The sequence below is a fragment of the Micromonospora sp. NPDC049900 genome (assembly GCF_044461025.1).
GTDB lineage: Bacteria > Actinomycetota > Actinomycetes > Mycobacteriales > Micromonosporaceae > Micromonospora.
Genome location: NZ_JBITKM010000011.1, coordinates 81,762 through 106,738, shown reverse-complemented (window position 1 = coordinate 106,738; position 24,977 = coordinate 81,762). Strand labels below are relative to the sequence as shown.

Below are 24,977 nucleotides of genomic sequence, written 5' to 3'. Positions count from 1 at the left end.
TCATTCTCGACCGTCCGGGCCGAGGTGGCCTCAGGCCGGGTGCCGGACGGCGTGCGGGTGGGCCGGGCGAACGGGCCGGGTGACGCGAGGCGGACCGCCGGACGGCGGTGTCGCGGCCCACGCGCGGGTGGTGGGCCCGAGGTGACCGGCCCGCAGGTCCAGCAGGTGGGCCACGGTGTCCACGTCCCGGCGCAGCCCTGGGGCGAGCACCGGCAGGTCGTGATAGCCGTCGGCGAGGAAGCGGCGGCGCGAGCCGGGCCCGAGGTAGGGACGGAAGTCGGCGGCCTCGGTCAGCGCCAGCAGGGTGGTGCCGGTGCCGTCGGCGTCCGGGACGACGGCCCGTGGGTACGGTCCGGCGGCTCCCAGGGCCGCGTCGAACTCCGCCGGGCGGGCCGCGGCGAGATCGGCCATCACCACGGCCAGACGGGCGTCGCCGTACGCCTCGCCGGCGAGCCGCAGCGCCGCGTCGACCTCCCGGTTCAACTCGGGCGGGCCGATCCGGCCGGCGACCACGGCGCCGCAGGCCAACGCCGTGGCGGTGACCTGCGCGTCGGTGGTGGCGACGACCACGGCGCGGACCCGCCGGGCCCGGGTCAGCCCACCGAGCACGTCGGTCAGCATCGCCCGGGCCAGCGCGGCACGGTCGGCGGCGGCCAGCCCCACGCATCTGGTCTTGGCCGCCGCGAAGGACTTGGCGGGTACGACCACCACCCACGGACCCGGGGTCACGTCTCCGGCTCCATCCGGGTCAACCGGCCGTACAGCTCGGGCCGGCGGTCGCGCAGGAACGGGCGACGGCGACGGGACAGGTCCACCAGGTCCAGGTCGACCTCGGCCACCGCGAGGTCGTCCCGGTCGTCGGCGGCCTGGGCGAGCACGTCGCCGTTGGGGCCGTAGACCGCGCTGAGCCCGAAGTACTCCTTGGTGCCCTCGGTGCCGACCCGGTTCGAGCAGATCACGAAGAGCCCGTTGAACACGGCGTGCGCGCGCAGCTCCAACTGGAACACCTCGCGCATCGGCGCGCTCGCCGAGGCGACGGGTACGCAGAGCACCGACCCGCCACGCAGGGCCACCACGCGGCTCAGTTCGGGGAAGTGCCGCTCGTAGCAGATGATGGTGCCGACGCCGGTCTCCCCGGTCTGCACCACGTCGGGTTCGGTACCGCCCGGCTGGAAGTAGAACTTCTCCGGGAAGCCGTTGGAGAACGGCAGGTGCGACTTGCGGTACACCGACTTGAGTTCACCGTCGACGTAGGTGCAGGCGGTGTTGTGGTAGACCCCGGGGACCTGGCCCGCCTCGAAGATCGACGAGACCACCGTCATCCGGTGCCGCTTCGACCGCTCGGCCGCCATCCGGTTCGACGGACCGTCGAGGCCCTCGGCGTACCGGAAGTAGTCCAGGTCGGGTTCGGGCTGGACGAACGGCACCGCGAACAGTTCCGGCAGCAGCAGGATGCGGGTGCCCTGGTCGGCGGCGGCGTCGATCAGGTCGGCGGCACGGCCGATCGTCTCGGTCCGGTCGTCGGTGGCGCGGAGTTGCAGGGCGGCGAGTTTCACGCGGGGACCTTTCCGACCGCCGGGGCGAGGCCGGTCAGAGCCAGCCCCGAACGGGTCTTGTACCGCTTGTTGACGCTGATCAGGACTGCGGTCAGGGGTTCCAGTTGGCGGGCCAGTCGCAACCGGCCGGCATCGACGGCACGGCCGCCGGTCACGTCGACGGCGAGGGCCATCACCCGCTCCTTGGCGGCGACGTCGTCCCCGCAGACCAGGACGTCCTCGTGGCTCAGGTCGGCGTCCGGGTCGAGCAGGAGGGGGGCGGCCAGATGGTGGAACGCGCCGACCACGGTGGCCGAGGGCACCAGCGCGGCGGCCTCCTCGGCGGCGCTGCCGGCCAGCACGGCGACGCCGTACGGGCCGTGGCGGTCGAAGCCGAGCGGGTTGACGCAGCTCACCACCAGCTTGTCGGCCAGCGCCGGGGCCAGTCCGGTGACCAGGTCGGCGTGCCCGTCGTACGGCACGGCGAGCAGGACGACGTCGGCGTCGGTCGCCGCCGCCAGGTTCGTCGCGCCGGTGACGCGTGCGGCGCCGACCTCACGGGACAGCTCCTCGGCGGCGGCCTCGGCGCGTCCGGCGTCGCGGGAGCCGAGGACGACCCGGTGTCCGGCGCGGGCCAGGCGGTAGCCCAGCCCACGGCCCTGCGGGCCGGTGCCGCCGACCACGGCGACGCGGCAGGAGGGATGGGTGCTCACCGGGTCACGCCTTCGCGGCCTGGGCGAGCCGGGTGAGGGTCTGCTCCTTGTCCCCGAGCGTGGAGATGATCGGGCAGCGCACGCCCGCCTCCTGGTACGCCTGGAGCTTCTGGAAGGCGTCGTCGGTGGTGCCGCAGGCGGTGACGTTCTGCACCAGGCTGTTGGGGACCAGGTGCATCGCCCGCTTGATGTCCTCCGGGGTGGCGGGCCAGCCGGCGATCTCCTGCAACCGGTCGACGAGTTCCCGCTCCACGCCGCAGTGCTCCGCGATGTGCGGCTGCTGGCACAGATAGAGGGTGAGGAACGCCTTGCAGGCGTCGATGGCCTCCTGCGGGTCGTCGTCGTTGACGCTGCACGAGACGATCTGGGTCAGGTCGATGGCGTCGCGGCCGTCGGTCCGCTTGGCCAGGCCACGGTCGATCGCCTCCCGGGCACCCACCATGTACGACGGCGGCAGCAGGAAGTCCATGTGCACGCCGTCGCTGATCTCACCGGCGAGTTCGAGCATCCGGGGACCGACCGCGCCGATGTAGATCGGGATGTCGACCGGCTTGTTCTCCCGGTACATGCTGTCGAAACGCACGTCCTGCATCTGGACGAACTCGCCGTCGAAGTTGACGACCTCGTTGCGGAAGAACGCCTGGAGCACGCCGATGTACTCGCGCATCGACTTGAGCGGCTTGGACAGCGGCTGGCCGACCTTGGTCGCCAGCGGCTCCCACCAGGCACCGATGCCCAGGATGGCCCGGCCCGGCGCGACCTCGTCCAGCGTCTTGAAGGTCACCGCCATCAGGGCCGCGTTGCGGCTCTTGTTGTTGACCACACCGGTGCCGATCTTCACGTTCCGCGTCCGGCTCGCGATGATCGCCGCCGGGACGATGCCGTCGCGGGCGAGTCGTCCCTCGGCGACCCAGACGGACTCGAACCCGTTCTGGTCGGCGAACTCGGCCTGCCAGTAGGTCTGTTCCAGGCTGAGTCGCTCACCGACGTGGATACCCAGGGGAAGTGTCATCTGTCCAGCTCCGCTCGTACGTGGTGCAGGGGATTCGGTGGGTCAGAGGAGACGCGGGGCGTCGCGGGTCAGGAAGGCGCCCCGGCCCGGGGTGTCGGTCCGCAGACCGTCCGGGCCGACCAGGTGCTCGCCCCGGGAGAAGACGTGCACGGGTCGACCGGTCACGCGCATGCCCTCGTAGATGTTGTAGTCGGTGCGCGTGTGCGAGCCCGCAGCCGTGATCACGTGGTCGGCGGCCGGGTCCCAGACCACCAGGTCGGCGTCCGCACCGACCGCCACGACGCCCTTGCGGGGGAACAGGCCGAACAGCTTGGCCGGTCGGGCCGCGACCAGGTCCACGAAGCGGCACGGGTCGATCACCCCGCTCACCACGCCGGACTGCCAGAGGACCATCAGCCGGTCCTCGACGCCGGGGACCCCGTTGGGCACCTTCGGGAAGTAACCGGGGCTGCGCAGCTTCTGCGGCGGCAGGTCCTCGGGCTGGTGCAGGCAGAAGCCGGCGTGGTCGGTGGCGACGGTGGACAGGGCGCCGGTGGCGAGCATCCGCCACAGGCCGTCCTGGTTGCTGCGTTCCCGGATCGGCGGGGAGCAGACGTACGCGGCGGCCCGCTCCCCCAGGTCGGCGTAGTCCTCGTAGGCCACGACGAGGTACTGCGGGCAGGTCTCGCCGTAGACCCGTGACCCGGCGGCCCGGGCCCGGCTGATCTCGTCGGCCGCCTCCGCGCTGGAGACGTGCACCACGTACAGCGGTGTGCCGATGCTGTCGGCGAGCACGACGGCGCGGTGCACCGCCTCGGCCTCGGAGTCGTGCCCGTGGGCCCGCATGTGGAAGTTCTCGGCGGTCCGGCCGCTGTCCACCAGACGCCGCACCTCGCGGGCCACCATGTGTCCGTTCTCGGCGTGCACCATCGGCAGCACGTCGAGGTCGCGGGCCAGTTCGAAGCCGTCGAGCAGCTCGTCGTCGTCGACCATCTGGCCCGGGTAGGCCATGAAGAACTTCCAGCTCGTCGCGCCCTCGCCGACCAGCCGGCGCAGGTCGTCGAGGACGTCCGGCTGGGCGGCGCGGGGCGGGACGATGGCGTGCAGGCCGACGTCCACCACGGCCTTGGCCGCCGCCGTGTCCCGCCGCCGCAGGTACGTGTCGTACAGCGTCCGGTCGGGTTCCTTCTTGACGAAGTCGATGACCGTGGTGGTGCCGCCGCACGCCGCCGCGACCGTGCCGCTGTGGAAGTCGTCGGCGGTGTGCGTGCTGAAGCCGTCGACCGGATACTCCAGGTGGGTGTGTGCGTCGATGCCACCCGGCATGACCAGCTTGCCGGTCGCGTCCACCACCTGGTCGGCGGTCCAGTCCGTGCCGGTGCCGAGGGCGACGATCCGGCCGTCGCGTACCAGCACGTCGGCGCGGACCGCGGCGTCGGCGTTGACGACCGTGCCGTTGGTGATCAGCGTCGTCGGCATCGTGCCTCTCCTCTCCCCGGCGGGTCCGTCACCCGCCGGGCCGTCGCTCAGTTCTGGTAGTGCTCGTCGGCGAGGTCGAGCACCTCGTCCAGGACACCGAGGGCGAGGTCGATCTCCTCGGCGTTGATGACCAGGGGCGGGGTCAGCCGCAGCACGTTGAAGTTGGCGGTCAGGTAGACGCCCCGCTGCATCGCGGCCTTGAGCAGTCGGCCGACCGGCGCGGCGGCCGGTCCCTTGGCGTTGAACGGCACGAGCGGTTCGCGGGTGTCGCGGTCGCGGACCAGCTCCACGCCGTAGAACAGCCCCCGGCCCCGGATCTCGCCGATGCTCGGGTGGCGCTGGGCCAGCGTGGCCAGACCGGCACCGAGCCGCTCCCCCATCGCCCGCGCGTTGCCCACCACGCCCTCGTCCTGCATGATCCGCAGGGACGCCACGCCGGAGGCGCAGGCGAGCGGGTGTCCGGCGTACGTCAGGCCGCCCCAGAACATGTTGTCCCGCAGCCACTCGGAGATCCGGGTGGAGACCGTCATCGCGCCGAGCGGCACGTACCCGGAGTTCAACCCCTTCGCGGTGGTGAGGATGTCCGGCACCACGTCCCAGTGGTCGCAGGCGAACCACTCGCCGGTACGCCCGAATCCGGCCATCACCTCGTCGAAGATGAGCAGGATGCCGTACCGGTCGCAGACCTCGCGCAGCGAGCGCAGGTAGCCGTCCGGCGGGTAGAGCAGGCCGTTCGTGCCGGTGACCGGCTCGACGATGACGGCGGCGACGGTCTCCGGGTTCTCGTATCGGAGGATCTCCTCCAGGTGCGGGCCGCCGGAGCAGACCGGGCACGGGTCGGGGTGCCCGGCCGGGCAGCGGTAGGTGTACGGGTCGAGCATCCGCACCACACCGCTCATCCCCGGCTCGGCCGCCCACCGACGCGGGTCACCGGTCAGTGACATCGCCCCCGCGGTCGCGCCGTGGTACGACCGGTACCGCGCGATGATCTTCTGGCGGCCGGTGACGTGCCGGGCCAGCCGCACGGCGTTCTCGTTGGCCGCCGCGCCGCCGGTGGTGAAGAAGCTCATCTTGAGGTCACCGGGGGTGATGCCGGCCATCATCTCGGCCAGTTCTGCCCGGGACCGCTCGGCGAAGCCGGGTCCGATGTAGCAGAGCTGTTCGGCCTGGGCGCGGATCGCCTCGACCAGTCGGGGGTGCTGGTGGCCCAGGTTCAGGTTGACCAGTTGGGACTGGAAGTCGAGGTACCGGCGGCCGTCGTAGTCCCAGAACCACGAACCGGATCCGCCGGCCACGGGGATGGGGTCGAGCTTGCCCTGCACCGACCAGGAGTGGATCACGTACTCCTTGTCGGCCTCCTTGAGCCGCTCGCTGGTCCAGGTGGTGGTGTCGGTGTCGGTGATGGTCATCGGCTGGCTCCGTCCCGTCGCGCGCTCAGGTCAGTTGCTCTTGAGCTCGGCGCCGAAGGCGGCGAGGCGGGCCAGCGGACGTCCGGTGTTCGACGCGGCGCAGACCACGAGGATCTCCCGGGGCCGGGGCACGTCGGCCACCTGGAGGGTCACCGTCTGGTGGTGCGAGCGGGTCTTGGAGTCCAGCTTGTGCTTGAGCGGGATGTCGATCGGGCTGCCGGGCACGCCGACCTTCTCGGCGGCGGGCAGCAGTTCGGTGCCGCCGGCCGCGGTGCGGAACACGTTGCCGAAGCGCAGGTTGTGGATCAACGCCGAGCCGTGCTCGACCTCGCCGTCGATGCCGACGAGCGCGGCCTTGCCGAACGCCTCGACCTCGGCGCCGAGCAGTTCCACGCAGGCGGGGCCGACCAGCTCGCCGATCTCCTGGCCGATCTCGTCGGCGAGGGTGACCAGGTCCTGCACGTACTCGCTGGGGTAGGGATTCTCGATGACCACGCCGGCGAAGGCGACCCGGTGCACCGGCTGCACCGCTCTGCCGTTCTCCAGCCGCGTCTCTTCGAGGTGACGGATCAGCTTGCGAACCCGGATGCTCACGATCACTCCTTAGTGGTTCATTGGATGAACCATTGGTTCATATCCTGGCGTTGCAGAGGGTGCGAGTCAATAGCCCTCAGGGACGTATCCGGCTATCCGGCGAGGTTCACCTGTCGCCGTCCACGCAGGTCACAGCGGTGACGGCACGGTCGACGTCGCCGGCCACATAGAGATCGGTCCGCCGGTCGGCCAACGGTTGGTTGAACGGGTTGTGCCACCGTTGCGCCCGCGTACCGATCAGGTCCACCTCGGCCAGCACGAGTTCCTCGCGGTCGCCGCTGGCCGGGCCGGCGATCGGCCAGCCGTCCGGTCCGACCAGGACGGACCGGCCGACGAAGGGTTGACCGTTCTCCACCCCGATCCGGCTGATCCCGGCCACGTAGCACTGGTTGGAGTGCGCCCCGGTCATGCACATCAGGTTCGCCATCGCGGGCGCGGTCGTCGGCTGTCCCGGCACCGGCACCCAGTTCGACGGCAGCACCACCAGGTCGGCGCCCTGCAACGCGGCGCTGCGGAACGTCTCGGGGAACCAGGCGTCGTAACAGATCCCGATGCCGATGCGGCCCAGCGGCGTGTCGTAGACCGGGAAGCCGTCCGCGTTGCGGTCGTAGATCTCCTTCTCGTCGTTCCACAGGTGGGCCTTGCGGAACGTGCCGAGGTGCCCGGTCGGACCGAGCAGCACCGCCGAGTTGAAGACCGCGTCGCCGTCGCGCTCGGTCACCCCGCCGACGATCCACACGTCCAGCTCGGCGGCGAGCCGCGCCCACGCGGTGACCGTCGGCCCCTCCGGCACCGGCTGGGCGTACCGGGCGGCCTCCGCCCGGTCGGCGAAGACGTACCCCGCCGAGGCCGCCTCGGGCAGCACCACGAGCCGGGCACCCTGGTCGGCCGCCGCCCGGATCCAGGCGGAGGTGCCGGCGATGTTCGCCGCGACGTCCCCGAAGACCGGCGCCATCTGCACCCCGGCGAGCAGGAAGCGGGTCACCATTGCGCCCGGACCGCCGCGTACTTGACGAACAGGTACTCGTCGATGCCGACCGCCCCGCCCTCGCGGCCCGTCCCGGACTGCTTGACCCCGCCGAAGGGGGCCGCCGGGTTGGAGATGACGCCCTGGTTGAGCCCCACCATCCCGCTCTCCAGCCGCTCGGTCACCCGCAGCCCACGGCCCAGGTTCTCGGTGAAGACGTACGCGGCCAGGCCGTACTCGGAGTCGTTGGCCAGGCCGACCGCCTCGTCCTCGTCGTCGAAGACCACCACCGGGGCGACCGGGCCGAAGATCTCCTCGCGGACGCACCGGGCACCGTCCGGCACCCCGGAGAGCACGGTCGGCGCGAAGAAGTGTCCCGCCCCGGCGACCGGCCCGCCACCGGTGACGACCGCCGCACCCGCCTGCGTGGCGTCGTCGACCAACTCGGCGACCGAGGTCACCGCGCCGCCGTCGATGAGCGGCCCGACGTCGGTCGACGGGTCCAGGCCGTGCCCGACGCGCAGCCCGCCGAGCCGTTCGGCGAGCGCCTCGACGAAGCGCGGCGCCACCGAACGGTGCACGTAGAAGCGGTTCGCGGCGGTGCACGCCTCGCCGACGTTGCGCATCTTGGCCTGGACCGCCCCCTCGACGGCCAGGTCGAGGTCGGCGTCGCCGAAGACCAGGAACGGCGCGTTCCCGCCCAGCTCCATCGAGGTGCGCAGCACCCGCTCGGCGGACTGGGCCAGCAGGGTCCGGCCGACCGGGGTCGACCCGGTGAACGACAGCTTGCGCAGTCGCTCGTCGGTGAGCAGGGCCGAGGTGACCCGGCCCGACTGCGAGGTGGTGATCACGTTGACCACGCCCCGGGGCAGGCCCGCCTCCTCCAGGATCTGCACCAGCGCCAACATGGACAGCGGCGTCTGCTTGGCCGGCTTGACCACGACGGTGCACCCGGCCGCCAGGGCGGGACCGATCTTGCGGGTGCCCATCGCCATCGGGAAGTTCCACGGGGTCACCAGCAGGCAGGGGCCGACCGGTTGGCGCATCACCACGACCCGCGAGTTGCCGCCCGGCGCCGGCAGGTAGCCGCCGTCGATGCGGACCGCCTCCTCGGCGAACCAGCGCAGGAACTCGGCGGCGTAAGCCACCTCGGCCTGGGACTCGGCGAACGCCTTGCCCATCTCCAGGGTCATCATCCGGGCCAGGTCGTCGCGGCGCTCGGTGATCAGGTCGAACGCCCGACGCAACACCTCGCCCCGCTCCCGGGGCGCGGTCGCGGCCCACCCGGCCTGGGCCCGGGCGGCGGCGGCCAACGCGTCCCGCCCGTCCTCGACCGAGGCGTCCGCCACCTCGGCGATGGTCGTGCCGGTCGCCGGATCCTCCACGGGCAGGACGGCACCGTCCCGGCCCGCGCGCCACTCGCCGTCGACGTACAGCCCCTTGGGGGTCTTGTCGACCACCGTCAGTGCCGCCGCCAACACCTCGGCTGGTACGGCCATTGTCTCCTCCTTCACCGCACGCGTGGACGAGCCGTGCGGTCGGCGGGTGCCCTAGCGTCTGGCGAAGGCACTCGGAATGTCGATGTCTGCGTTACTGAGCAGGTCGGTGAGCTGCCGGGCGGCCTTGATCACCGACTCCGCCATGGTGTCGATGCGCTCGCGGGTGATCCGGTAGGTGGGCCCGCCGATCCAGACCGCGTACGGCGTGTTGCCGCGCAGCCGCACCGGCGCGGCGACCGACGCCGCCCCGACCTCCAGCTCGTCGTACGCGAAGGCGAACCCGCGTTCCCGGACCGCGTCCAGCGAGGCCACGAAGGACTCCAGGTCGCCCACCTCCGGCGGGGCGTGCTCGGCGAACTCCTCGGTGAAGTCCTCCCACACCGACTCCGCGCTCAGCGCCGCCAGCAGCACCTTGCCGGTGGAGGTGGCCCAGACCGGCTGGGTACGGGGCACCGGCTTGAGCGTCTGCCCGATCAGCGACGGACCCGGCACCTGCGCCACGACCATCACCTGCGGCGGCAGCAGCACGTCGAAGCCGGCCGTCTCCCGGGTCTCCTCGGCGAGGTTGCGCAGCACCTCGCGCATGTGGCCGTAGGCGCCACCGCCGTCGAGGAGTCCGCCCACGATGGAGAGCAGACCGAGGGACACCCGGTAGCGACGGGTGATCGGATCCAGGGTGAGCCAGCTCTCCCGCTCCAGCACGGTGAGCACCCGGTAGCAGGTGGCCTTCGGGATACCCGCCTCGCGGGCGACCTCGCTGAGCCCGACACCTTCCGGGTGCGCCGCCACCGCCCGCAGGAGCCAGATCGTGCGTCGCACCAGGCCCGCCTCACTGGGCGCCATCGCTACCTCCATCAATCGCCGTCAGCCGTGAGATACGGCCCACATCTTGGCAGAAGCCATCGGCTGCGGTCGGGTGCCGAACGGCGGGAACCGCCGGCACCCGACCGCCCCCCTACCTACCGCCTTCCGTGATCGTCACGGTCTCCGGTGTGTAGGAGTTGCCGTTGGCGTCGAAGCCGTCGGCCGAGAGTTCGTCGTTGGCGCGCTTGGACAGGTCGGTGCGGAACGCGTCGGAGTCCGGCACGCCCTTGAGCACACCGCCGCCCATCGCGATCTTGATGGTCTGGTCCCAGGCCGCCTGGTCCATCATCCCGACGCCGTTGGCGGCCGGCCAGATCAGCTTGTTGATCTCGTTGAGCATCCAGGTCTGGTGTCCCTTGCCCAGCGCGCTGCCGGCGTTGAGCACGATGTCCACACAGTCGTCCAGCTCGTCGCGACAGAAGCCCCAGCCCCGGTAGGACGCCTTGAGGAACTTCACCGCCGTGTCCTGGTTGGCCTGCTCGTTGAGCCAGTCACCCCGGGCGTAGACGCCGTCCTCGAGGCTGGTGTAGCCGGCGTCCTGGAGGTTGATCACGGAGAAGTCCGACGGCTGGTACAGCTCGCCGGTGTCCGGGTTCTTGGTCTCCAGCAACTGGGCGTACTCGTTGTAGGTCTTGGCCTGGGCGGCGTCGACCTCCTTGCGCAGCAGCAGCGACATGTCGAACGGCTGCTGGATGATCTCGGCGTCCTTGGTCGGGTCGACACCGGCGTCCTTCATCGCGGCGAACAGCACGAGTTCGTTGCCGTAACCCCAGCTCCCGACCTTCTTGCCCTTGAGGTCGGTCAGCTCCTTGATGCCGGAGTCGGCCCAGGCGACCTGGAGGTACGCGCCGCGCTGGAACACCTGGCCGATGTTGACCAGGTCCGCGCCCTGTTCCCGGGTGACCATCGTCTTGGTGACGTGGCTGACCGCGAACTCGGCGTTGCCGGCGGAGAGCACCTGCTGGGGGACGATGTTGACGCCACCCTCCTGGATGGTGACGTCGAGGCACTCCTCGGCGTAGTACCCCTTCTCCTTCGCCGCGTAGTAGCCGGCGAACTGGGCCTGGGCGACCCACTGGAGCACCACCCGGACCTTGGTGGTCGACTCGCAGTTCTTGGCGGCCTCGGCCGCGGACTCGCTCGGGCCGTCGGACATGCCGCCGCAGGCCGAGGCGGCGAGCAGGACGGCGGTGAGCGTGGCGGCGATCGTGATCGGGCGGTTCCTCCGCGAGGTCCGCCGTAGGTGCAGGGCCATATCTGACTCCAACATTTCGTGGGGGATCCGGGCTCTTTAGGAGTCGCTGTCGTGCAGGGACTCGTGCCAGGGCATCAGGAGGCGTTCCAAGAGGGACGTGGCACCGAACAGCAGCAGACCGAGGGCACTGGCCACCGCGATCCCCGCCCAGGCGTACTCGAAGCGGGGCAGGGCCGCCTGGTAGGCGATGTACACCCCGAGCGCGTTGCTCGGTCCACCGAAGTACTCGGTCACGATCACGCCGATCACGGCGAGCGTGCTGCCGAGTTTGAGCGCGTTGAACAGGTACGGCAACGCGTTGGGCAGCCGCAGCATGAGCGCCACCTGTCGAGGCTGTGCCGCGAGCGACTGCATGATCTCCAGGTGCAGGGGTGAGACCTGGAGGAGTCCCCTGGTGGTGTTGACCAGGACCGGGAAGAAGACCATCACCGCGGCCACACCCGCCTTGGACATCGGGTTGGTGACCCCGAACCAGTTGTTGAAGATGGGTGCGAGAGCCACGATCGGGGCGCAGTTGATGATGACGGCGGCGGTCAGCACCGGGCCGGACACGCCCGGGAAGCGGCTGAGCGCCAGCGCCACCGAGACCCCGGCGACCGCGCCGAGGAGCAGGCCGAGGAGCACCGCCCGCACGGTGATCACCGAGGCCGACATGATCGTGCCGAACTCGGAGCGGAACGCGGACGAGATCTCCACCGGCGCCGGCACGATGAACGACGGGACGTCGAAGATCGTGACGACCAGTTGCCACGAGCCGAGGATCACCACCGCGGTGAGCACGACCGGCAGGAACCGGCCGACGGCCGTCCGCAGCGCGGCGGCGGACGGGGCGCTCCGGGTCAGCGGCGTGGTGCTCATCGGGCCGCCTGCTCGGCCGGGGCGCCGTGCAGCGCCGCGCGCACCTCGGTGACCTTGGCGAAGAACGCGTCGGTGGTCCGGGTCGCCGCGGTCCGCGGGTACGGCAGGTCGACGTCGATGCTGGCGGCGATGCGGCCGGGCCGGGCGGACATCACGACGATCCGCGAGGACAGGAAGACCGCCTCGGAGATGCTGTGCGTGACGAAGACGACGGTGGTGCGGGTGTCCGACCAGATCCGGAGCAACTCGCCCTGCAGTCGCTCGCGGTTCATCTCGTCGAGTGCGCCCAGCGGCTCGTCCATGAACAGGATCTCCGGGTCCGCCGACAGCGCGCGGGCGATCGCCACCCGCTGCTGCATGCCGCCGGAGAGCTGCCAGGGGAAGTGGCGGGAGAAGTCGGAGAGCCGGACCAGGTCCAGCATCTCGTGCGCCTTGGCCCGCCGCGTCGCCTTGTCCACGCCCGCCACCTGCAACGGCAGCTCGACGTTGCGCTGCACGGTCCGCCACTCGAAGAGGCCGGCCTGTTGGAAGACCATGCCGTAGTCACGGTCCGACCGGGACGCCGCCGGCGTCTTGCCGTTGAGTGACACCGTGCCGTCGGTCGGCTCGGTGAGATCGGCCAGGATCCGCAGCAGGGTGCTCTTGCCGCAGCCGCTGGGCCCCAGCAGGGACACGAACTCGCCCCGCTCGATCGACAGGTCGATGTCCTCAAGCGCCGTCACCGTGCGGTCTCCGCCGGTGAACTGCTTGGTGACTCCTCGCACGGAAATGATCGCGGCCTCAGACATCAGCTTCTCTCCAGGAGTTGTGGAGGCGGAAGGGGTGGTCACCGGGTCTGCCGGTTCCGGAGCGCCACGCGCTCGATGAGTGCCAGGGACTGCACGAAGACGATGCCGGCCGCCGCCGCGACCAGGACGGCCGCGTACAACTTCTCCGGGCCGTTGGAGTAGTAGTAGGCGAAGGTGAGGATGGCCCGGCCGATGCCGCGGCCGGTGCCGGCGGAAAGCTCGCCGACGATCGCGCCCACCACGCTCGCGGTCGCCGCGAGGCGCAGCCCGGCGAAGACGAAGGGCAGCGCCGCGGGCATCCGCAGCCACCCGAGTACCTGCCAGCGGCCGGCACCGACGCTGCGCATGAACTCCAACTGGACCTTCGGCGGCGACTTGAGTCCCCGCAGGGTGTTGATGGTGACCGGGAAGAAGGCGAGGTAGGCGGCGATGCCGGTGACCGCCACCCAGGGCGGTGCGCCGGCCTTGCCGCCCCAGATCACGATCATCGGGGCGATGGCCACCAGCGGAACCGTCTGCGACGCCACGAGCCAGGGCATCAGCCCTTTGCTCAGTGGCACCACGTTCAGGAAGAGGACGGCGAGCAGCAGGCCGAGCGACGAGCCGGCCAGCAGGCCGTAGAACGCCTCGCGCAACGTCACGCTGGTCTCGCCGAGCAGGTAGACGCCGAGCGTGGTCGGGTCGCCGCGCCGGGCCGGTTCGACGAGTGCGCCGAGGATCGTCCACACGTGCGGCATCGACAGGTCGTCGGTGGCGACGGGGAAGGCGATCCGCGTGCCGGGCACGACATCGCCGACGGCCCGGCCCAACGCCTTGTAGCCCTCCCAGAGGCCGGCGAGCGCCGCCACCACCAGGACGGCTCCGGCCGCGTTGCGACCGCTCCTGCTCGCGGCGGCAAGTCGGGCGTTTCGGCGGCGTGGTGTCGGCGGGTCCACCTGACCGGCGGGTCCGCCCTGGGCGGCCACCGCGGCGGTGGTCGTTCTTGTCACGGTCATGCAGGCACTCTCCGAATCCCTCGGAAGCGTCGTCTGGCGTGGGATCCGCCGGGCTTCCCCCGGCCCGGATCGGATCACTGAGTGAACTGGTGGTTCACCATAGGAGCGTGAGCGAGGCCACGTCAACGGTTCTGAGCCGTCCTCAGATCACGATTTACGACCTTGTAACCGGCCCCCACCTGCGGATACCGCAATACGGGCAGCCGTCCACCCACCTCCGCTACGCCACGCGATGCGTCAGGCACTCCCCGTGCCGGGACTCGGCCTCGACGCCGTACGCGGAGCGCGGCAGTGGGGTGTCAGAACGGTCCGGACGCCCCGGCGTCGGCCGCCGACCACGTCCGGGCACACCTGCACGCCGTCCGGATGTGCCCGCTCACCGTTCGGGTGGCGGACCGTCCCCGGTTCGTGTCGGGACGGTCGGCACCGCGTCGGGCCCGGCGACCCGCGTGCCGGTGGGTGCACCCGACCCCGGCCCCACCGGCGGCGCGGCGGGCGCGGCGAAGGTCACCGGGGCGTCGAACGCGGCCCGGCGGGCGGCCCGGCGCAGGGCAGCCAGGACCGCCGGTCCGACCAGGACGATGGCGACGGCGGTGGTGACCGCCCGGCCGGTGTCCCAACCGAAGGTGGAGGTGACGGCCGTGAACACCGCGAAGCGGTGCAGGTTCTCCAGCACCGGCGCACCGGCGACGTACGAGAGCTGGGTGTCCGCGCCGACGCTGAACGGCCAGAACCAGAGGTTCATCAGCAGCCCGTACGCGTAGGCGGCGACCGCGCCGTACCCGGCCAGCACGGCGATCTCGGCCCGGCCCCGCAACCGGGACGGCAGCAGCCCCGCGCCGAGCCCCAGCCAGGCGGCGGCCAGCATCTGGAACGGCAGCCAGGGTCCGACCCCGGCGGTGAGCAGCGCGGAGGCGAACAGCGAGATGGCCCCCAGCAGGAAGCCGAAACCGGGCCCGAACACCCGACCGGCCAGCACCAGCAGGAAGAACACCGTCTCGATCCCGGCGGTGCCGGCACCCAGCGGGCGTAACGCGGCGTTGACGGCGGCGAGCACGCCGAGCATCGCCAGTGCCTTGCTGTCGATGCCACCCGAGCTGAGCTCGGCCAGGACGAGGGCGAGCAGGACCGGCAGGACGACGACGAAGACCAGCGGTGCCTCGGTGGTCCGCGCCGTCGCCTCCGGCTGGGCGGGCACGAAGAACGGCCAGGTGAAGGTGGCGAACGCGGCGACCGAGGCGAGGGCCAGGATGACAGCCGTACGCGGGGCGACCCGCAACACGCTCATCACGCCACCTCGGCACGGGCCAGTGCCGAGGTGACCTGGTCCACCGTCAGCCAGGACTGCGGGGCCAGGACCTTGGCGACCTGGGGCGCGAACGCCGGTGAGGCGAGCATGACCTCGGCGGCGGTGCCGTCGGCGACGATCTCGCCCTGCGCCATCACCACCACCCGGTCGGCGAGGCTGGCGACGAGTTCGACGTCGTGGGTGGCGACCACGACCGCCCGGCCCTGCGCGGCCAGCCGACGGACCACGGTGGCGAACTGCCGCTTGGCCCGGTAGTCCAGTCCCCGGGTGGGCTCGTCGAGCAGGACCACCGGCGGGGCGGCGGTGAGCTGGACCGCGAGCGCGAGGGCCAGCCGCTGCCCCTCCGACAGGTCCCGAGGGTGCCGGTCGTCCGGCAGCCCGGGGGTGAGGTGGTCCAGCAACTCCCGGCAGGTCCCGGCGGGCACCTCGGACTCCCGGTCGGCCTGGGCGCACTCGGCGGCCACCGTCTCCAGATAGAGCAGGTCGCCGGGGGTCTGCGGGACCAGACCGACCCGGCGGCGGGCCCGCGCGGCGGACAGCGCCTTCGGGTCCGGGTCACCGTCCGGGCCGGGCACGGTCACCGTGCCGCCCTGGCGTGGGCCGCTGCCCTGCACCGCCCAGAGCAGGCTCGACTTCCCGGAGCCGTTGCGGCCCATCAGCGCGACGACCTGGCCCGGGTGCAGGTCGAGGTCGACGCCGCGCACCGCCACCGTGCCCGGGTACCGCACCACGACGCCCCGCGCGGTCAGCGCCGGTACGCCCTCCGGCACCGGCGCGGCCGGTGGTGGCGACGCGTCGGCGAGCCGCTGCCGGAGGTCGCCCGCACGACGCCGCGCGTCGCGGACGGAGAGCGGCAGGGGTGTCCAGCCGGCGACGCGGCCCAACTCGATCAGCGGCGGGGCCAGCTCGATGCCGGCGAGTACGGCCTCCGGTGGCCCGTCGACGACGGTGCCGTCGCCGGGCAGATAGAGCAGCCGGTCGGCGTACTGCACGACGCGTTCCAACCGGTGCTCGGCCACCACCACGGTGACACCGAGGTCGTGGACCAGGCGGGTGACGGCGGCCAGCACGTCCTCGGCGGCGGTCGGGTCCAGCGCCGAGGTCGGTTCGTCGAGCACCAGCACCTGCGGATGGCTGGTGAGGACCGCGCCGATGGCGACCCGCTGCTGCTGCCCGCCGGAGAGTGTCCGCAGCGGCCGGTCCCGCAGCTCGGCGATGCCGAGCAGGTCGAGGGTCTCCTCGACGCGCTTGCGCATGACCGGCGCGGGCAGCGCGAGTTGTTCCATGCCGTAGGCGAGTTCCTCTTCGACGGTGTCGGTGACGAAGCCGGCGAGCGGGTCCTGACCGACCACGCCGACGACGTCGGCGAGATCGCGCGGCGGATGGCCCCGGGTGTCCCGGCCGTGCACGGTGACGGTGCCGTGCAGGGTGCCGCCGGTGAAGTGCGGCACCAGGCCGTTGATCGCCCGCAGCAGCGTCGACTTGCCGGCCCCGGTACGCCCGGCGACCAGACACAGCTCGCCCTCCGGGATGTGCAGGCGGACGTCGCGCAGCATCGGCTCGCGGCTCTCGGCGTACCGGACGGTGACCCGGTCGAAGTCGATCATCGGTGCGCCTCCGGCCGCGCCGTGTCGCGGCGCGACGTGTGGTCGGTGCCGCCGGTCGCCGATGGTGGGACGGGCAGCGGTCGCGGGGTCGGGTTCGTCGTCGGTGCCGGCGGGGCAAGCCAGGCCGGTGCCACCGCCACCAGCACCGCGAGCACCACCAGGGGCGTCAACTCCGGCCAGGTGAGCGGGCTGACCGGCGGGTAGAGCCGCTCCGGGTCCACCGTGCCGGCCATCGTCATCACCACGGCGGTGGCCAGGCCGCACCCGGCGACGGCCAGTTCAGCCGCCCGCCACCGGTCGGGGCGGTAGCGACTGCGCCGCACCTGCCGCCCGGCCAGCAGCATTCCGGCCACCGCCGTGGCCAGGCCGCCGAGCAGCATCGGCAGACCGAGGTAGCCCGGCACGGTCGCGTCGAGCAGGCCGTACGTGCCGACGCAGACACCGACCAGCCCGGCGAGCACCAGGGCACCGGTGAAGGCACGCTGACCGGCCGGTACGGCGGCGGTGCGCCCGTATCCCCGCGAGTCCATCGCCGCCGCCAGGGCGAGGGACCGGTCCAGGGCGTCGGCCAGCACCGGCAGGGCGATGCCGCGCAGCGCGCGCAGACCGTGCCCGGGCGCACCGCGCAGTCGACGGGCACGGCGTACCCGCAGCACGCTCTCGACCAGTTGCGGGGCGACCGACAGGGCGACCACCACCGCCGTGCTGACCGCGTACAGGGCGCCGGGTACGGCCTTGAGCAGCCGCTTCGGGTTGGCCAGGGCGTTGGCGGCACCGAGACAGACCAGCATCGTGGCCAGCCGCAGCCCGTCGTAGAAGCCGCCGAGGAGCTGTTCGGCGGCGACCGGCCCGAACAGCCGGATACCGGCCGCCCAGGCGGGCAGCGGGATCTCCGGCAGGTGGAGCAGGACGTGGTCGCCCTGACCACCGCCGAAGACGAGGCGGAACAGCACCCGCATCGCCACGATCACCGCACCGAGCACCAGGTACATCCGGAACGCCAGTGCCCACGGGGCGTCGCCGCGGCGACGGACCACCACCAGCGCCGCCGCGGCGACGATCATCGCCAGCGGCAGCGGATTGGTGGTGTGGCTGGCCGCGGTCGCCAGCCCGAGCGCCCAGCACCACCAGGCGCCCGGGTGCAGGCCGCGCGGCAGCCGACCGGTCCCGGCGTACCCGGCCCCGGACCGCACCGACACCCGCGCGGACGGGCCGCTGTCGACGACGGTCCGGTCACTCATCCGGTTCGGCGGTACGCCGACGACGGGCCGCGAGGACACCACCGCCGACCAGCGCGACCAGCAGGAACAGCCCGGCCAGGGTGCCCAGCGGCAGACCGTCGCCGTCCCGGGCGCCGGTGACCTCGACCGGCGGCAGCGAGCCCGTCGGGTCGGTCGGCGGCGCGGGCGCGGCGCCCAGGGGCGGCACGGTGCCCGCCGTCGGCGGCACCTCCGGCGGCGGGCCGGACGCATCGCCGGTCGGCGCGACCGGGGCCGAGGCGGCGGGCGGGCCGACCGCACCGGTCGGGGTGCCGACGCCCGGCGCCACGGGTGCGCCCGCGGCCGGCGGCGGGGCGACGGGCGGCGGGGCACCCGGCGGTGGCGGGGCGGGTACGGGTGGTGGCGGGGCCGGTGCCGAGGTGCGGGGCGGCGGCGGTGCCGGTGGGGTGGTGCGCGGCGGCGGTGCCGGTCGGTTCGGTGCCACCGCGGGTCGGGGCGCGTTGTCGGCGCTGCGGTTCAGCGAGAACGACCAGCCTTCGAAGCTGCCCGCCGGTGGCTTGCGGTTGAGCACGCCCCGGTCGCTGTACGTCCAGGAACCGCCGTCCGGCGCGTGCCAGTACGACCAGTAGGCGCTGGCCGGTGGGGTGTCCACGCACTTCTCCGTGGCAGCGGCGGGTTTGCCCTCGATCCGGCAGATGAAGCCCTCACCCCAGCGCAGGGTGCCGGCGATCTGGAACCCGGCGTTCTTCAACGCGGACAGACCGGTGGCCTGGTCGCCCGGGGCACAGCGGACCACCACCCCACCGCCGAGTTCCTTGAAGTCGACCACCACGGTCACCCCGTCGGCGTCCGGACAGTGGCCGGCGCGACCGGCGGCCTGTGCCGGAGCCGCGCCGAGCGCCGTACTCGCGGCGGTCACCGCGAGCACCAGCGCCGTGCGGACCGTCCGGCCGCTCATGTGGCCCGCCGACGGCCCAGCAGCAGGAGGACCGCTCCCCCGCCGACGAGCAGCAGCGCGGTGAGCACGTACCCGCCGATGGCCACGCCGGTGGTCGGCAGGCGTCCCGGCCCGCCCGCGACCGGGCTGGTGCTCACGGTCGGCGTGGCGACCGGCGTGGACGGCGTCTCACTCGGGGACGCACTCGGGGACGCACTCGGCGTCGGGTCGACGGTGGGCGGATCGGTCGGCGTCGGTGAGGTGCTCGGCGTCGGTGACGCGGTCGGCGTGGGTGAGCCGGTGGGCGTCGGCGACGCGCTGGACGACGGGGTGGGGCCGCCGGTCGGCGGCGGGTCGAGACCGATCCGCCCGAGCGGCACCTGGGCCAGGCCGAGCAGCGCCTGGGCGGTGGCGCGACGCCACTGGTCCCGGAGGTTGTCGGTGATGCCCGCGCCGACCGCCTCGGTCAGCGCGTCGGTGTTGTACGCGATGGCACCGGCGTCGGTCGCGGCGGCACCGCCGTTGCCCGTCGTGAGTTGGAGCGCTGCCAACGCCTCGGCGGCCCGGGTGGCCTCGGTGTCCCGGCCCGCCGCGGCCAGAGCCTGTCCGGCGAGGCCGGTGCTGTTGGAGTTGGCGCCACTGGTCGGCCCCGACCCGCCGAACGACCCGTCGGCGCGTTGCTGTGCCGCCAGCCACTGGGCTCCACGCTGGGCGGCGGCGTCCGCGCCGTCGGCACCGCTGGCCAGCAGCGCCTGGACGGCCATCGCGGTGGAGTCGACGTCGAGCGTGGCGTTGCCCTGCGCGTCGCAGCTCGGCGACGGAGTGCCGTCCGCGTCGGGATAGAGCCGGAAGCCGCCGGCCGCGCACTGCTGGCGGACCAGGAAGTCGGCCGTCTCCTGCGGTGCGCCACCGCTGCGGGCCAGCCCGAGGACGGCGAAGCTCTGGTCGAAGGTGTTGGACGGGTCTTGACCGGACGCCTCGGTGGTGCGGCTGGTGATCCGGCCGTGCTGATGGCCGGTGTCCGCACCGGAGACCAGCGACAGGGTCTCGGCGCGCAGGTCCCAGCCGCCGAAGTCGGTCGGGTCGCCACCGGCGGCGGAGGCGGCGTAGAGCAGTTTGGCGGTGGCCCCGCCGTCGGTGAATCCCTCGATGCCCCAGTCGTCGTAGCTGTTGTAGGAGCGCACGTTGGCGGCGATCTGTGCGGTCGCCGACTGTCGGGTCGACGGGTCGACGCCGGTGGCGGCGAGGGCGAGCACGCCGTCGATGGTGAGGCCCCAGTCGGCACCGCCGAACGGACCGGGCAGGATGCCGTCGGCGTACTCACCGGCGAGCCAGCGCGCGGCGTCTCCGGCGGCGGCGGTGTGGGTCGCGGTCGGTGCGGCCACCCCGCCCAGTGGTGTGGCGACGACGACGGCGAGCGCGGTGGCGGTGGCCGCGCCGAGTCCGGCGCCGACGCGCCGGAGCGAGCAGGAGAGCATGAGGGGTGCCTTTCGCAGAGCGGTCGGTGAAAGCTCCGGAAGGCACGGGCGGCGGCATCCCGTACGCGCGGTCGCGACGAGGTGCCGAAAGTCGGCTGCCCGGACTCCACCCTGTAGACCTCGACAGTGGAAGCCGCTCGTCCGGTTCGGGGCATTCCGGCTCGCGAGACAGGGCTCGCTCACGGTTGCGGGTCAGCGCCGGCTTCGACCGGCTTCCCCCCGAACGGGACGCATTCAGTTGTGGCCCGGCACGCCGGGTGTCGACACCGTACCGCCCGGTCACCCTGCGGCGCCAGACGGCGTCGACACCCGGCGGGCGTCTGCGGCCCGTCAGGCTATCCGCAGGTCAGGGGGCGGTGATGCTGGGTGCCGTGCCGGTGCCGAAGGACCATCCCTCGACCGTGCCCGGTGCCGGGTCGTAGCTGGTCGCGCCCAGCGTGCTGTAGGTCCAGGCAGCGCCGCTGCCGGAGGCGTGCCAGTAGGACCAGTAGGCGCTGGCGGGCGGGGTGTTCACGCAGGGCTCGGTGGCGGCGGTCGGCTGGCCGTTGATCCGGCAGATGAACGCCAGGCCCCACCGCTGGGTACCGGTCACCGCGAAGCCGGCGCCCTGGAGGGCGGCCAGTCCGGTGGCCGGGTCGCCGAGCGCGCACGCCACCTGGACGCCGCCACCGAGCGGACCGTAGTCGACCACGACGGTGACCCCCGTCGTGCCGGTGCAGGCGGCGGCGTGGGCGGCGCGCGGCGACGGTTCGACGGCGATCAGGCCGAGCGCGACGACGGCCGCTGCCAACAGGCCGGCGAACCACCGGCGGGCGGGACTCTGGACATGGGACATGGGCGCTCCTTCGTCTGGGGGAACGGGGATCGGTTTGTGGTTCAGGGGCAGGGCAGGGTGGGTGCGCCGGTGGCGGCACCGGCAGACGAGAGCCGTGCGTACCCGGTGCCGGTGAGACCGAGGACGGCCTGGGCGGTGGCGCGGGTGGCGGTGCCCGGGTCGAAGGTGCCGCCGTCGAAGTCGACGGCCCCCCGGTCGGCTGTCGGCGCGCCGCAGCCGACCTGCAACCCGGCCAGGAAGATCCGGGCCCGCAGCCAGGACAGCGGTCGGCCACCGTCGCGTAGCGCCTGCGCCGCCAGCCCGGTGCTGTTGGCGTTGGCGATCCCGTCGGCGTTGGCGAAGCCGCCGTCGACCCGCTGCACCGACACCAGCCAGTGCAGTGCCGCGGCGGCGGCGGAGTGCCGTCCGGCGGCCCGCAACGCCTGCGCCACGAGGGCGGTGGCGTCCACGTCAGAGCTACAGACCGGCTGCGCCGGCAGCACCGGGTAACCACCGTCCGGGCACCGGGTGCCGACCAGCCACCCGGCGGCCGAGGGGGGCGTACCCGCTGCGGTCCGACGCAACGCGAGGATCGCGAAGGACTGGCTGAACGTGTTGCTGTAGTCGCCCCACGCCGACCGGTCGGTGAACCGGCCGTCGGGCGCCTGCAACCCGCGCAGCCGGGCGATCAGGTCCACCCCGCCGACGTCGGTCGGGTCGCCGCCGCGTACCGCGACGGCGAGGGCGAGCTTGGCGGTCGCGCCCGCGTACGCCTCGGTGGTGCCGTCGCCGACGTAGCCGTCGCGGACGTCCGGGCGGGTGACCCAGTCCAGCGCGGACGCACCGAAGTCGTCGGCGACACCGGCGGCGGCGAAGGCGAGGACCGCGTCGAGGGTCAACCCCTGGTCCGGGTACGCGACGCCGTCGAAGACGGTCTCGAATCGTTCCCCGTCGACCAGTTGGCGGGCCAGCCAACCGGCGGCGGCGTCGGACCGGACGCTACCCACCTGGACGGGGGCGGCGGTCGCCGGACCGGTGAGAGTCAGGGTGAGGGTGAGGGCGGCGAACACGCCGCAGAGGAGGGTGAGCAGGCGGTACCGGCTCAGGCGGACGACCATCGGGCGCGCCTTTCCGGCCCGGCGGTCGTCAGGAACCCGGCCCGCCCGTCAGGACGTGGCTGGCCGGCCTCCGACCCGTGGGCCACGACGGGTGAGGAGCAGGGACTCGCGGACACGTCGGGTATTCGGGCTCGCCACCGGGGTAACCCCCGGCGGCCCACCGTTGCGGGCCAGCGCCGGACTTCGACCGGACTTCCCCCACACGTGACCGCGGCTGTGGAATTGTCGGGCCAGTCTGGTCGGCTCCCGCCGCCGCTGTCAATGTGCGACCGGTCGCACGCGGTGCGTCACGTCGGCTCCCACTGTCGGTGCTCGCGGTTATCGTCCGACCATGACGAACAGTGATCTTGAGGTCTCCCCGACGCTGCCGACGGCCGAGGAGGAGGACCGCTTCTGGGCGCTGGTGGAGCAGGCGTGGGCCGGACTGGGTCCGGAGCAGGCGGTGCTGCGTCGCGCCCTGGTCGACCGCGATCCCGCGCACGACGACGGGTACGCCATGGACCGGTGGCTCGACCCCTTCGTCGCCGAACTACGTCGGCTCTCCACCGAGCTGCCCCGCGCCGAGCTGGTCGCCCTCGACCGGGTGGTCGAGCGCAAGCTGTACGACATCGACCGCGCCGACATCCACGAGATCACCGACGGCTCCGACGACGGTTTCCTGTACGCGCGCGGCCACATCGTGGCGCTGGGCCGGGAGTTCTACGAGGCGGTCAAGGCGAATCCGGTGACGGCGGTGCCCGACGCCGGCTGCGAGGGCTTCTGCTACCTCTTCTCCCACCTGCACCACGAGCGGTTCGGCGACTGGCCGGACACCGGCTCGGGGATCAGCCGGGAGTCGTGCACGAATCCGGCCGGCTGGGCCGACGCGTAGCGCACGGGTCGGCACGACCAGGACACCACCGGACCGACGTCGCTTGTGAGGTATGTTCGGTTCGATTCGCTCAATGCCACACACACGCTATCGGCGTATGCACATAAGTGAGCAGACGATCTCCCTCGCGACCGGCACCGTAGTGCTGCCCGATGTCGCGAGGGAGGTGATTCTCATGAAGAAGCTCACGGTTCGCCGGCTGGAGTCGGTGAAGACCAGCGCTGTCGCCGCTGCGTGTGTCGTCTCCTGACGGTGACACACCTGAAGGCCGGCACCCGGACGGCAACTCCGGGTGCCGGCCTTCAACGACCCGGATGAGATGAGCGAAAAGGACGACTGACCATGGCCGGCTACCCACCAGACACACTTGTCCGCGTGCGCCCGTTCGACCACCGAGCGGAGGGCGACACCGTCATCATCGGCGACGTCGAGCGGCAGGTGTTCCTGTCGATCCCCGCCGAAGGGCTGGATCTGCTCCACTCGCTGGCCGCCGGCAACTCGGTGGGCGAGGCGGTCCGCCAGTACGAACAGAAGTACGCCGAGACGCCCGACATCACCGACTTCCTGGACGCGCTGGGCGACGAGGGTTTCGTCGAGGTCGACGGCGGGGCCGCCGCACCCGCCCCGGCCCCGGCCCCCGCTCCGGCCGCGACGTCCCGCCCCCGGCGCAGTTGGAGCCTGAACTGGCTCAGCCCGACGGTGGCCCGCCGCATGGTCAGCCTGCCCGTGCTGCTGCTCTGCGTCCTGGTCATCGCGGGTGGTGTGTACCTCGCCGCCGACGATCCCGACCTGCTGCCCACGCCCGGCGAGACGCTGCTGTTCCCCATCCACTTCGCGGCGCTGACCTGGGCGACGTTCATCCTCACCCTGGTCGGGGTCGCGATCCACGAGGCCGCGCACATGGTCGCGGCGCGGGCGGCGGGCGTACCGTCGCGGCTCGTCATCGGCAACCAGATGTACATCCTGGTGGTCCAGACCGACATGAGCACGATCTGGATGGCGCCGAAGCGGCAACGCTTCGTCGCGTTCATCGCCGGGACCCTGGTGGACGGCGTGCTCGCCTCGGCCTTCGTCTTCGCCCTCTGGGCGGGCCGGCAGGGCTACCTGCAACTGCCGGAGTGGGGCGCGCTGCTGCTCACGGCGCTGCTGTTCACGTACCTGGTCCGGATCATCTGGCAGACGTTCCTGTTCCTGCGGACCGACGGCTACTACATCGTCGCCACCGCGCTCGGGTGTCGGAACCTGATGTCCGACACCGAGGACTACCTGCGCAACCTGGTCGCGCGGGTGGTGCGGCGCACGCCCCGGGTGGACCAGTCCGGGCTGCCCCGGCGGGAGATGCGGGTGGTGCGCTGGTACGCCCTGGCCTGGATCGGCGGGCGCCTGATGGCCCTGCTCACCCTGATCTTCGTCGGCATCCCGCTGCTGTGGGGCTTCATCTACCAGTTCCTGCTCTTCGTCTCCGGCCAGGACTCCATGATGGGGTCCCTGGACTTCGTCACCATCGCGGTGATCAGCTTCCTGCTCGACGGCGGCGGGCTGCTGCTCTGGGGCCGCAGCCTCTACCAGAACGCGCGGGAGCGGCGTCGCCGGCACGCCGTCCGCTCGGCCCGGGCGCAGGCCCGCGCCGCCACCCCGACGGTCGTGGAGCCGAGCGGCCGGCAGTGACCCCTTCC

At 72.4% G+C, this 24,977-nt stretch carries 23 protein-coding genes and 2 riboswitches; of the genes, 2 read left to right on the top strand and 21 right to left on the bottom strand.

The annotated features are described in order from the left end of the window. Positions 1 to 30: 30 nt before the first annotated feature. From cofC to ACIBMZ_RS22465, 21 genes are all read right to left on the bottom strand, one after another. Complete coding sequence (gene cofC / locus ACIBMZ_RS22565; RefSeq protein ID WP_396696812.1) at positions 31 to 729, bottom strand: 2-phospho-L-lactate guanylyltransferase; 699 nt, start codon at positions 727 to 729, stop codon at positions 31 to 33. Continuing rightward, positions 726 to 1,556 carry a carbon-nitrogen hydrolase family protein gene (locus tag ACIBMZ_RS22560; RefSeq protein WP_396696810.1) on the bottom strand — a complete coding sequence of 277 codons (831 nt, stop codon included), beginning with the start codon at positions 1,554 to 1,556 and terminating at the stop codon, positions 726 to 728. The genes cofC and ACIBMZ_RS22560 overlap by 4 nt, the downstream gene beginning before the upstream one ends. Continuing rightward, entirely contained in the window at positions 1,553 to 2,248 is a 696-nt protein-coding gene (gene npdG / locus ACIBMZ_RS22555; protein WP_396696808.1) for an NADPH-dependent F420 reductase, read from the bottom strand. The genes ACIBMZ_RS22560 and npdG overlap by 4 nt, the downstream gene beginning before the upstream one ends. A 4-nt stretch (positions 2,249 to 2,252) precedes the next feature. Continuing rightward, on the bottom strand, positions 2,253 to 3,260 hold the full coding sequence (locus ACIBMZ_RS22550; RefSeq protein WP_396696806.1) for an LLM class flavin-dependent oxidoreductase: 1,008 nt from the start codon (positions 3,258 to 3,260) through the stop codon (positions 2,253 to 2,255). Between the two features lie 42 nt (positions 3,261 to 3,302). Further along, positions 3,303 to 4,718, bottom strand: coding sequence for a dihydropyrimidinase (gene hydA / locus ACIBMZ_RS22545; RefSeq protein WP_396696804.1), 1,416 nt, complete (start codon positions 4,716 to 4,718; stop codon positions 3,303 to 3,305). A gap of 47 nt (positions 4,719 to 4,765) precedes the next feature. Beyond that, complete coding sequence (locus ACIBMZ_RS22540; RefSeq protein WP_396696802.1) at positions 4,766 to 6,127, bottom strand: aminotransferase class III-fold pyridoxal phosphate-dependent enzyme; 1,362 nt, start codon at positions 6,125 to 6,127, stop codon at positions 4,766 to 4,768. 30 nt (positions 6,128 to 6,157) lie between these two features. Next, the gene (locus tag ACIBMZ_RS22535; protein WP_199489138.1) at positions 6,158 to 6,721 is read right to left on the bottom strand and encodes an amino acid synthesis family protein; all 564 of its coding nucleotides are present in this window, start codon (positions 6,719 to 6,721) and stop codon (positions 6,158 to 6,160) included. Positions 6,722 to 6,827: 106 nt separating this feature from the next. Then, complete coding sequence (locus tag ACIBMZ_RS22530) at positions 6,828 to 7,709, bottom strand: nitrilase family protein (protein ID WP_396696800.1); 882 nt, start codon at positions 7,707 to 7,709, stop codon at positions 6,828 to 6,830. Then, on the bottom strand, positions 7,703 to 9,187 hold the full coding sequence (locus ACIBMZ_RS22525; RefSeq protein ID WP_396696798.1) for an NAD-dependent succinate-semialdehyde dehydrogenase: 1,485 nt from the start codon (positions 9,185 to 9,187) through the stop codon (positions 7,703 to 7,705). Before ACIBMZ_RS22525 ends, ACIBMZ_RS22530 begins: the two co-directional genes overlap by 7 nt. A gap of 51 nt (positions 9,188 to 9,238) precedes the next feature. Then, complete coding sequence (locus tag ACIBMZ_RS22520) at positions 9,239 to 10,030, bottom strand: IclR family transcriptional regulator (protein ID WP_161594958.1); 792 nt, start codon at positions 10,028 to 10,030, stop codon at positions 9,239 to 9,241. 112 nt (positions 10,031 to 10,142) lie between these two features. Further along, on the bottom strand, positions 10,143 to 11,321 hold the full coding sequence (locus ACIBMZ_RS22515) for an ABC transporter substrate-binding protein (protein WP_396696795.1): 1,179 nt from the start codon (positions 11,319 to 11,321) through the stop codon (positions 10,143 to 10,145). 21 nt (positions 11,322 to 11,342) lie between these two features. Continuing rightward, positions 11,343 to 12,164: an ABC transporter permease gene (locus ACIBMZ_RS22510; protein ID WP_396696793.1), complete on the bottom strand. Its 822-nt coding sequence runs from the start codon at positions 12,162 to 12,164 to the stop codon at positions 11,343 to 11,345. After that, positions 12,161 to 12,952, bottom strand: a complete 792-nt coding sequence (locus ACIBMZ_RS22505) for an ABC transporter ATP-binding protein (RefSeq protein WP_396696791.1) — start codon at positions 12,950 to 12,952, stop codon at positions 12,161 to 12,163. Before ACIBMZ_RS22505 ends, ACIBMZ_RS22510 begins: the two co-directional genes overlap by 4 nt. Positions 12,953 to 12,990: 38 nt before the next feature. Next, the gene (locus ACIBMZ_RS22500) at positions 12,991 to 13,947 is read right to left on the bottom strand and encodes an ABC transporter permease (RefSeq protein ID WP_396696789.1); all 957 of its coding nucleotides are present in this window, start codon (positions 13,945 to 13,947) and stop codon (positions 12,991 to 12,993) included. 376 nt (positions 13,948 to 14,323) lie between these two features. Continuing rightward, positions 14,324 to 15,235 (bottom strand): ECF transporter S component, encoded by a 912-nt coding sequence (locus tag ACIBMZ_RS22495; RefSeq protein ID WP_396696787.1) that lies wholly within the window; start codon positions 15,233 to 15,235, stop codon positions 14,324 to 14,326. After that, positions 15,235 to 16,863, bottom strand: coding sequence for an ABC transporter ATP-binding protein (locus tag ACIBMZ_RS22490; protein WP_396696785.1), 1,629 nt, complete (start codon positions 16,861 to 16,863; stop codon positions 15,235 to 15,237). The genes ACIBMZ_RS22495 and ACIBMZ_RS22490 overlap by 1 nt, the downstream gene beginning before the upstream one ends. After that, positions 16,860 to 18,104, bottom strand: a complete 1,245-nt coding sequence (locus ACIBMZ_RS22485; RefSeq protein ID WP_396696783.1) for a CbiQ family ECF transporter T component — start codon at positions 18,102 to 18,104, stop codon at positions 16,860 to 16,862. The genes ACIBMZ_RS22490 and ACIBMZ_RS22485 overlap by 4 nt, the downstream gene beginning before the upstream one ends. Continuing rightward, the gene (locus ACIBMZ_RS22480) at positions 18,097 to 19,041 is read right to left on the bottom strand and encodes a hypothetical protein (RefSeq protein WP_396696781.1); all 945 of its coding nucleotides are present in this window, start codon (positions 19,039 to 19,041) and stop codon (positions 18,097 to 18,099) included. The genes ACIBMZ_RS22485 and ACIBMZ_RS22480 overlap by 8 nt, the downstream gene beginning before the upstream one ends. Next, complete coding sequence (locus ACIBMZ_RS22475) at positions 19,038 to 20,498, bottom strand: cell wall anchor protein (protein ID WP_396696779.1); 1,461 nt, start codon at positions 20,496 to 20,498, stop codon at positions 19,038 to 19,040. The genes ACIBMZ_RS22480 and ACIBMZ_RS22475 overlap by 4 nt, the downstream gene beginning before the upstream one ends. A gap of 149 nt (positions 20,499 to 20,647) precedes the next feature. Further along, a riboswitch (cobalamin riboswitch) is annotated at positions 20,648 to 20,717 on the bottom strand. 127 nt (positions 20,718 to 20,844) lie between these two features. Beyond that, complete coding sequence (locus ACIBMZ_RS22470; protein WP_396696777.1) at positions 20,845 to 21,333, bottom strand: hypothetical protein; 489 nt, start codon at positions 21,331 to 21,333, stop codon at positions 20,845 to 20,847. 41 nt (positions 21,334 to 21,374) lie between these two features. Then, a complete protein-coding gene (locus tag ACIBMZ_RS22465; protein WP_396696775.1) occupies positions 21,375 to 22,430 on the bottom strand; it encodes a peptidase in 1,056 nt (351 codons plus the stop codon). 98 nt (positions 22,431 to 22,528) lie between these two features. Next, positions 22,529 to 22,658, bottom strand: a riboswitch (cobalamin riboswitch). A gap of 103 nt (positions 22,659 to 22,761) precedes the next feature. Here ACIBMZ_RS22465 and ACIBMZ_RS22460 point away from each other — a divergent pair. Then, on the top strand, positions 22,762 to 23,301 hold the full coding sequence (locus tag ACIBMZ_RS22460; RefSeq protein ID WP_396696773.1) for a DUF4240 domain-containing protein: 540 nt from the start codon (positions 22,762 to 22,764) through the stop codon (positions 23,299 to 23,301). A gap of 375 nt (positions 23,302 to 23,676) precedes the next feature. Next, positions 23,677 to 24,969, top strand: coding sequence for a hypothetical protein (locus ACIBMZ_RS22455; RefSeq protein WP_396696771.1), 1,293 nt, complete (start codon positions 23,677 to 23,679; stop codon positions 24,967 to 24,969). Positions 24,970 to 24,977: the final 8 nt, after the last annotated feature.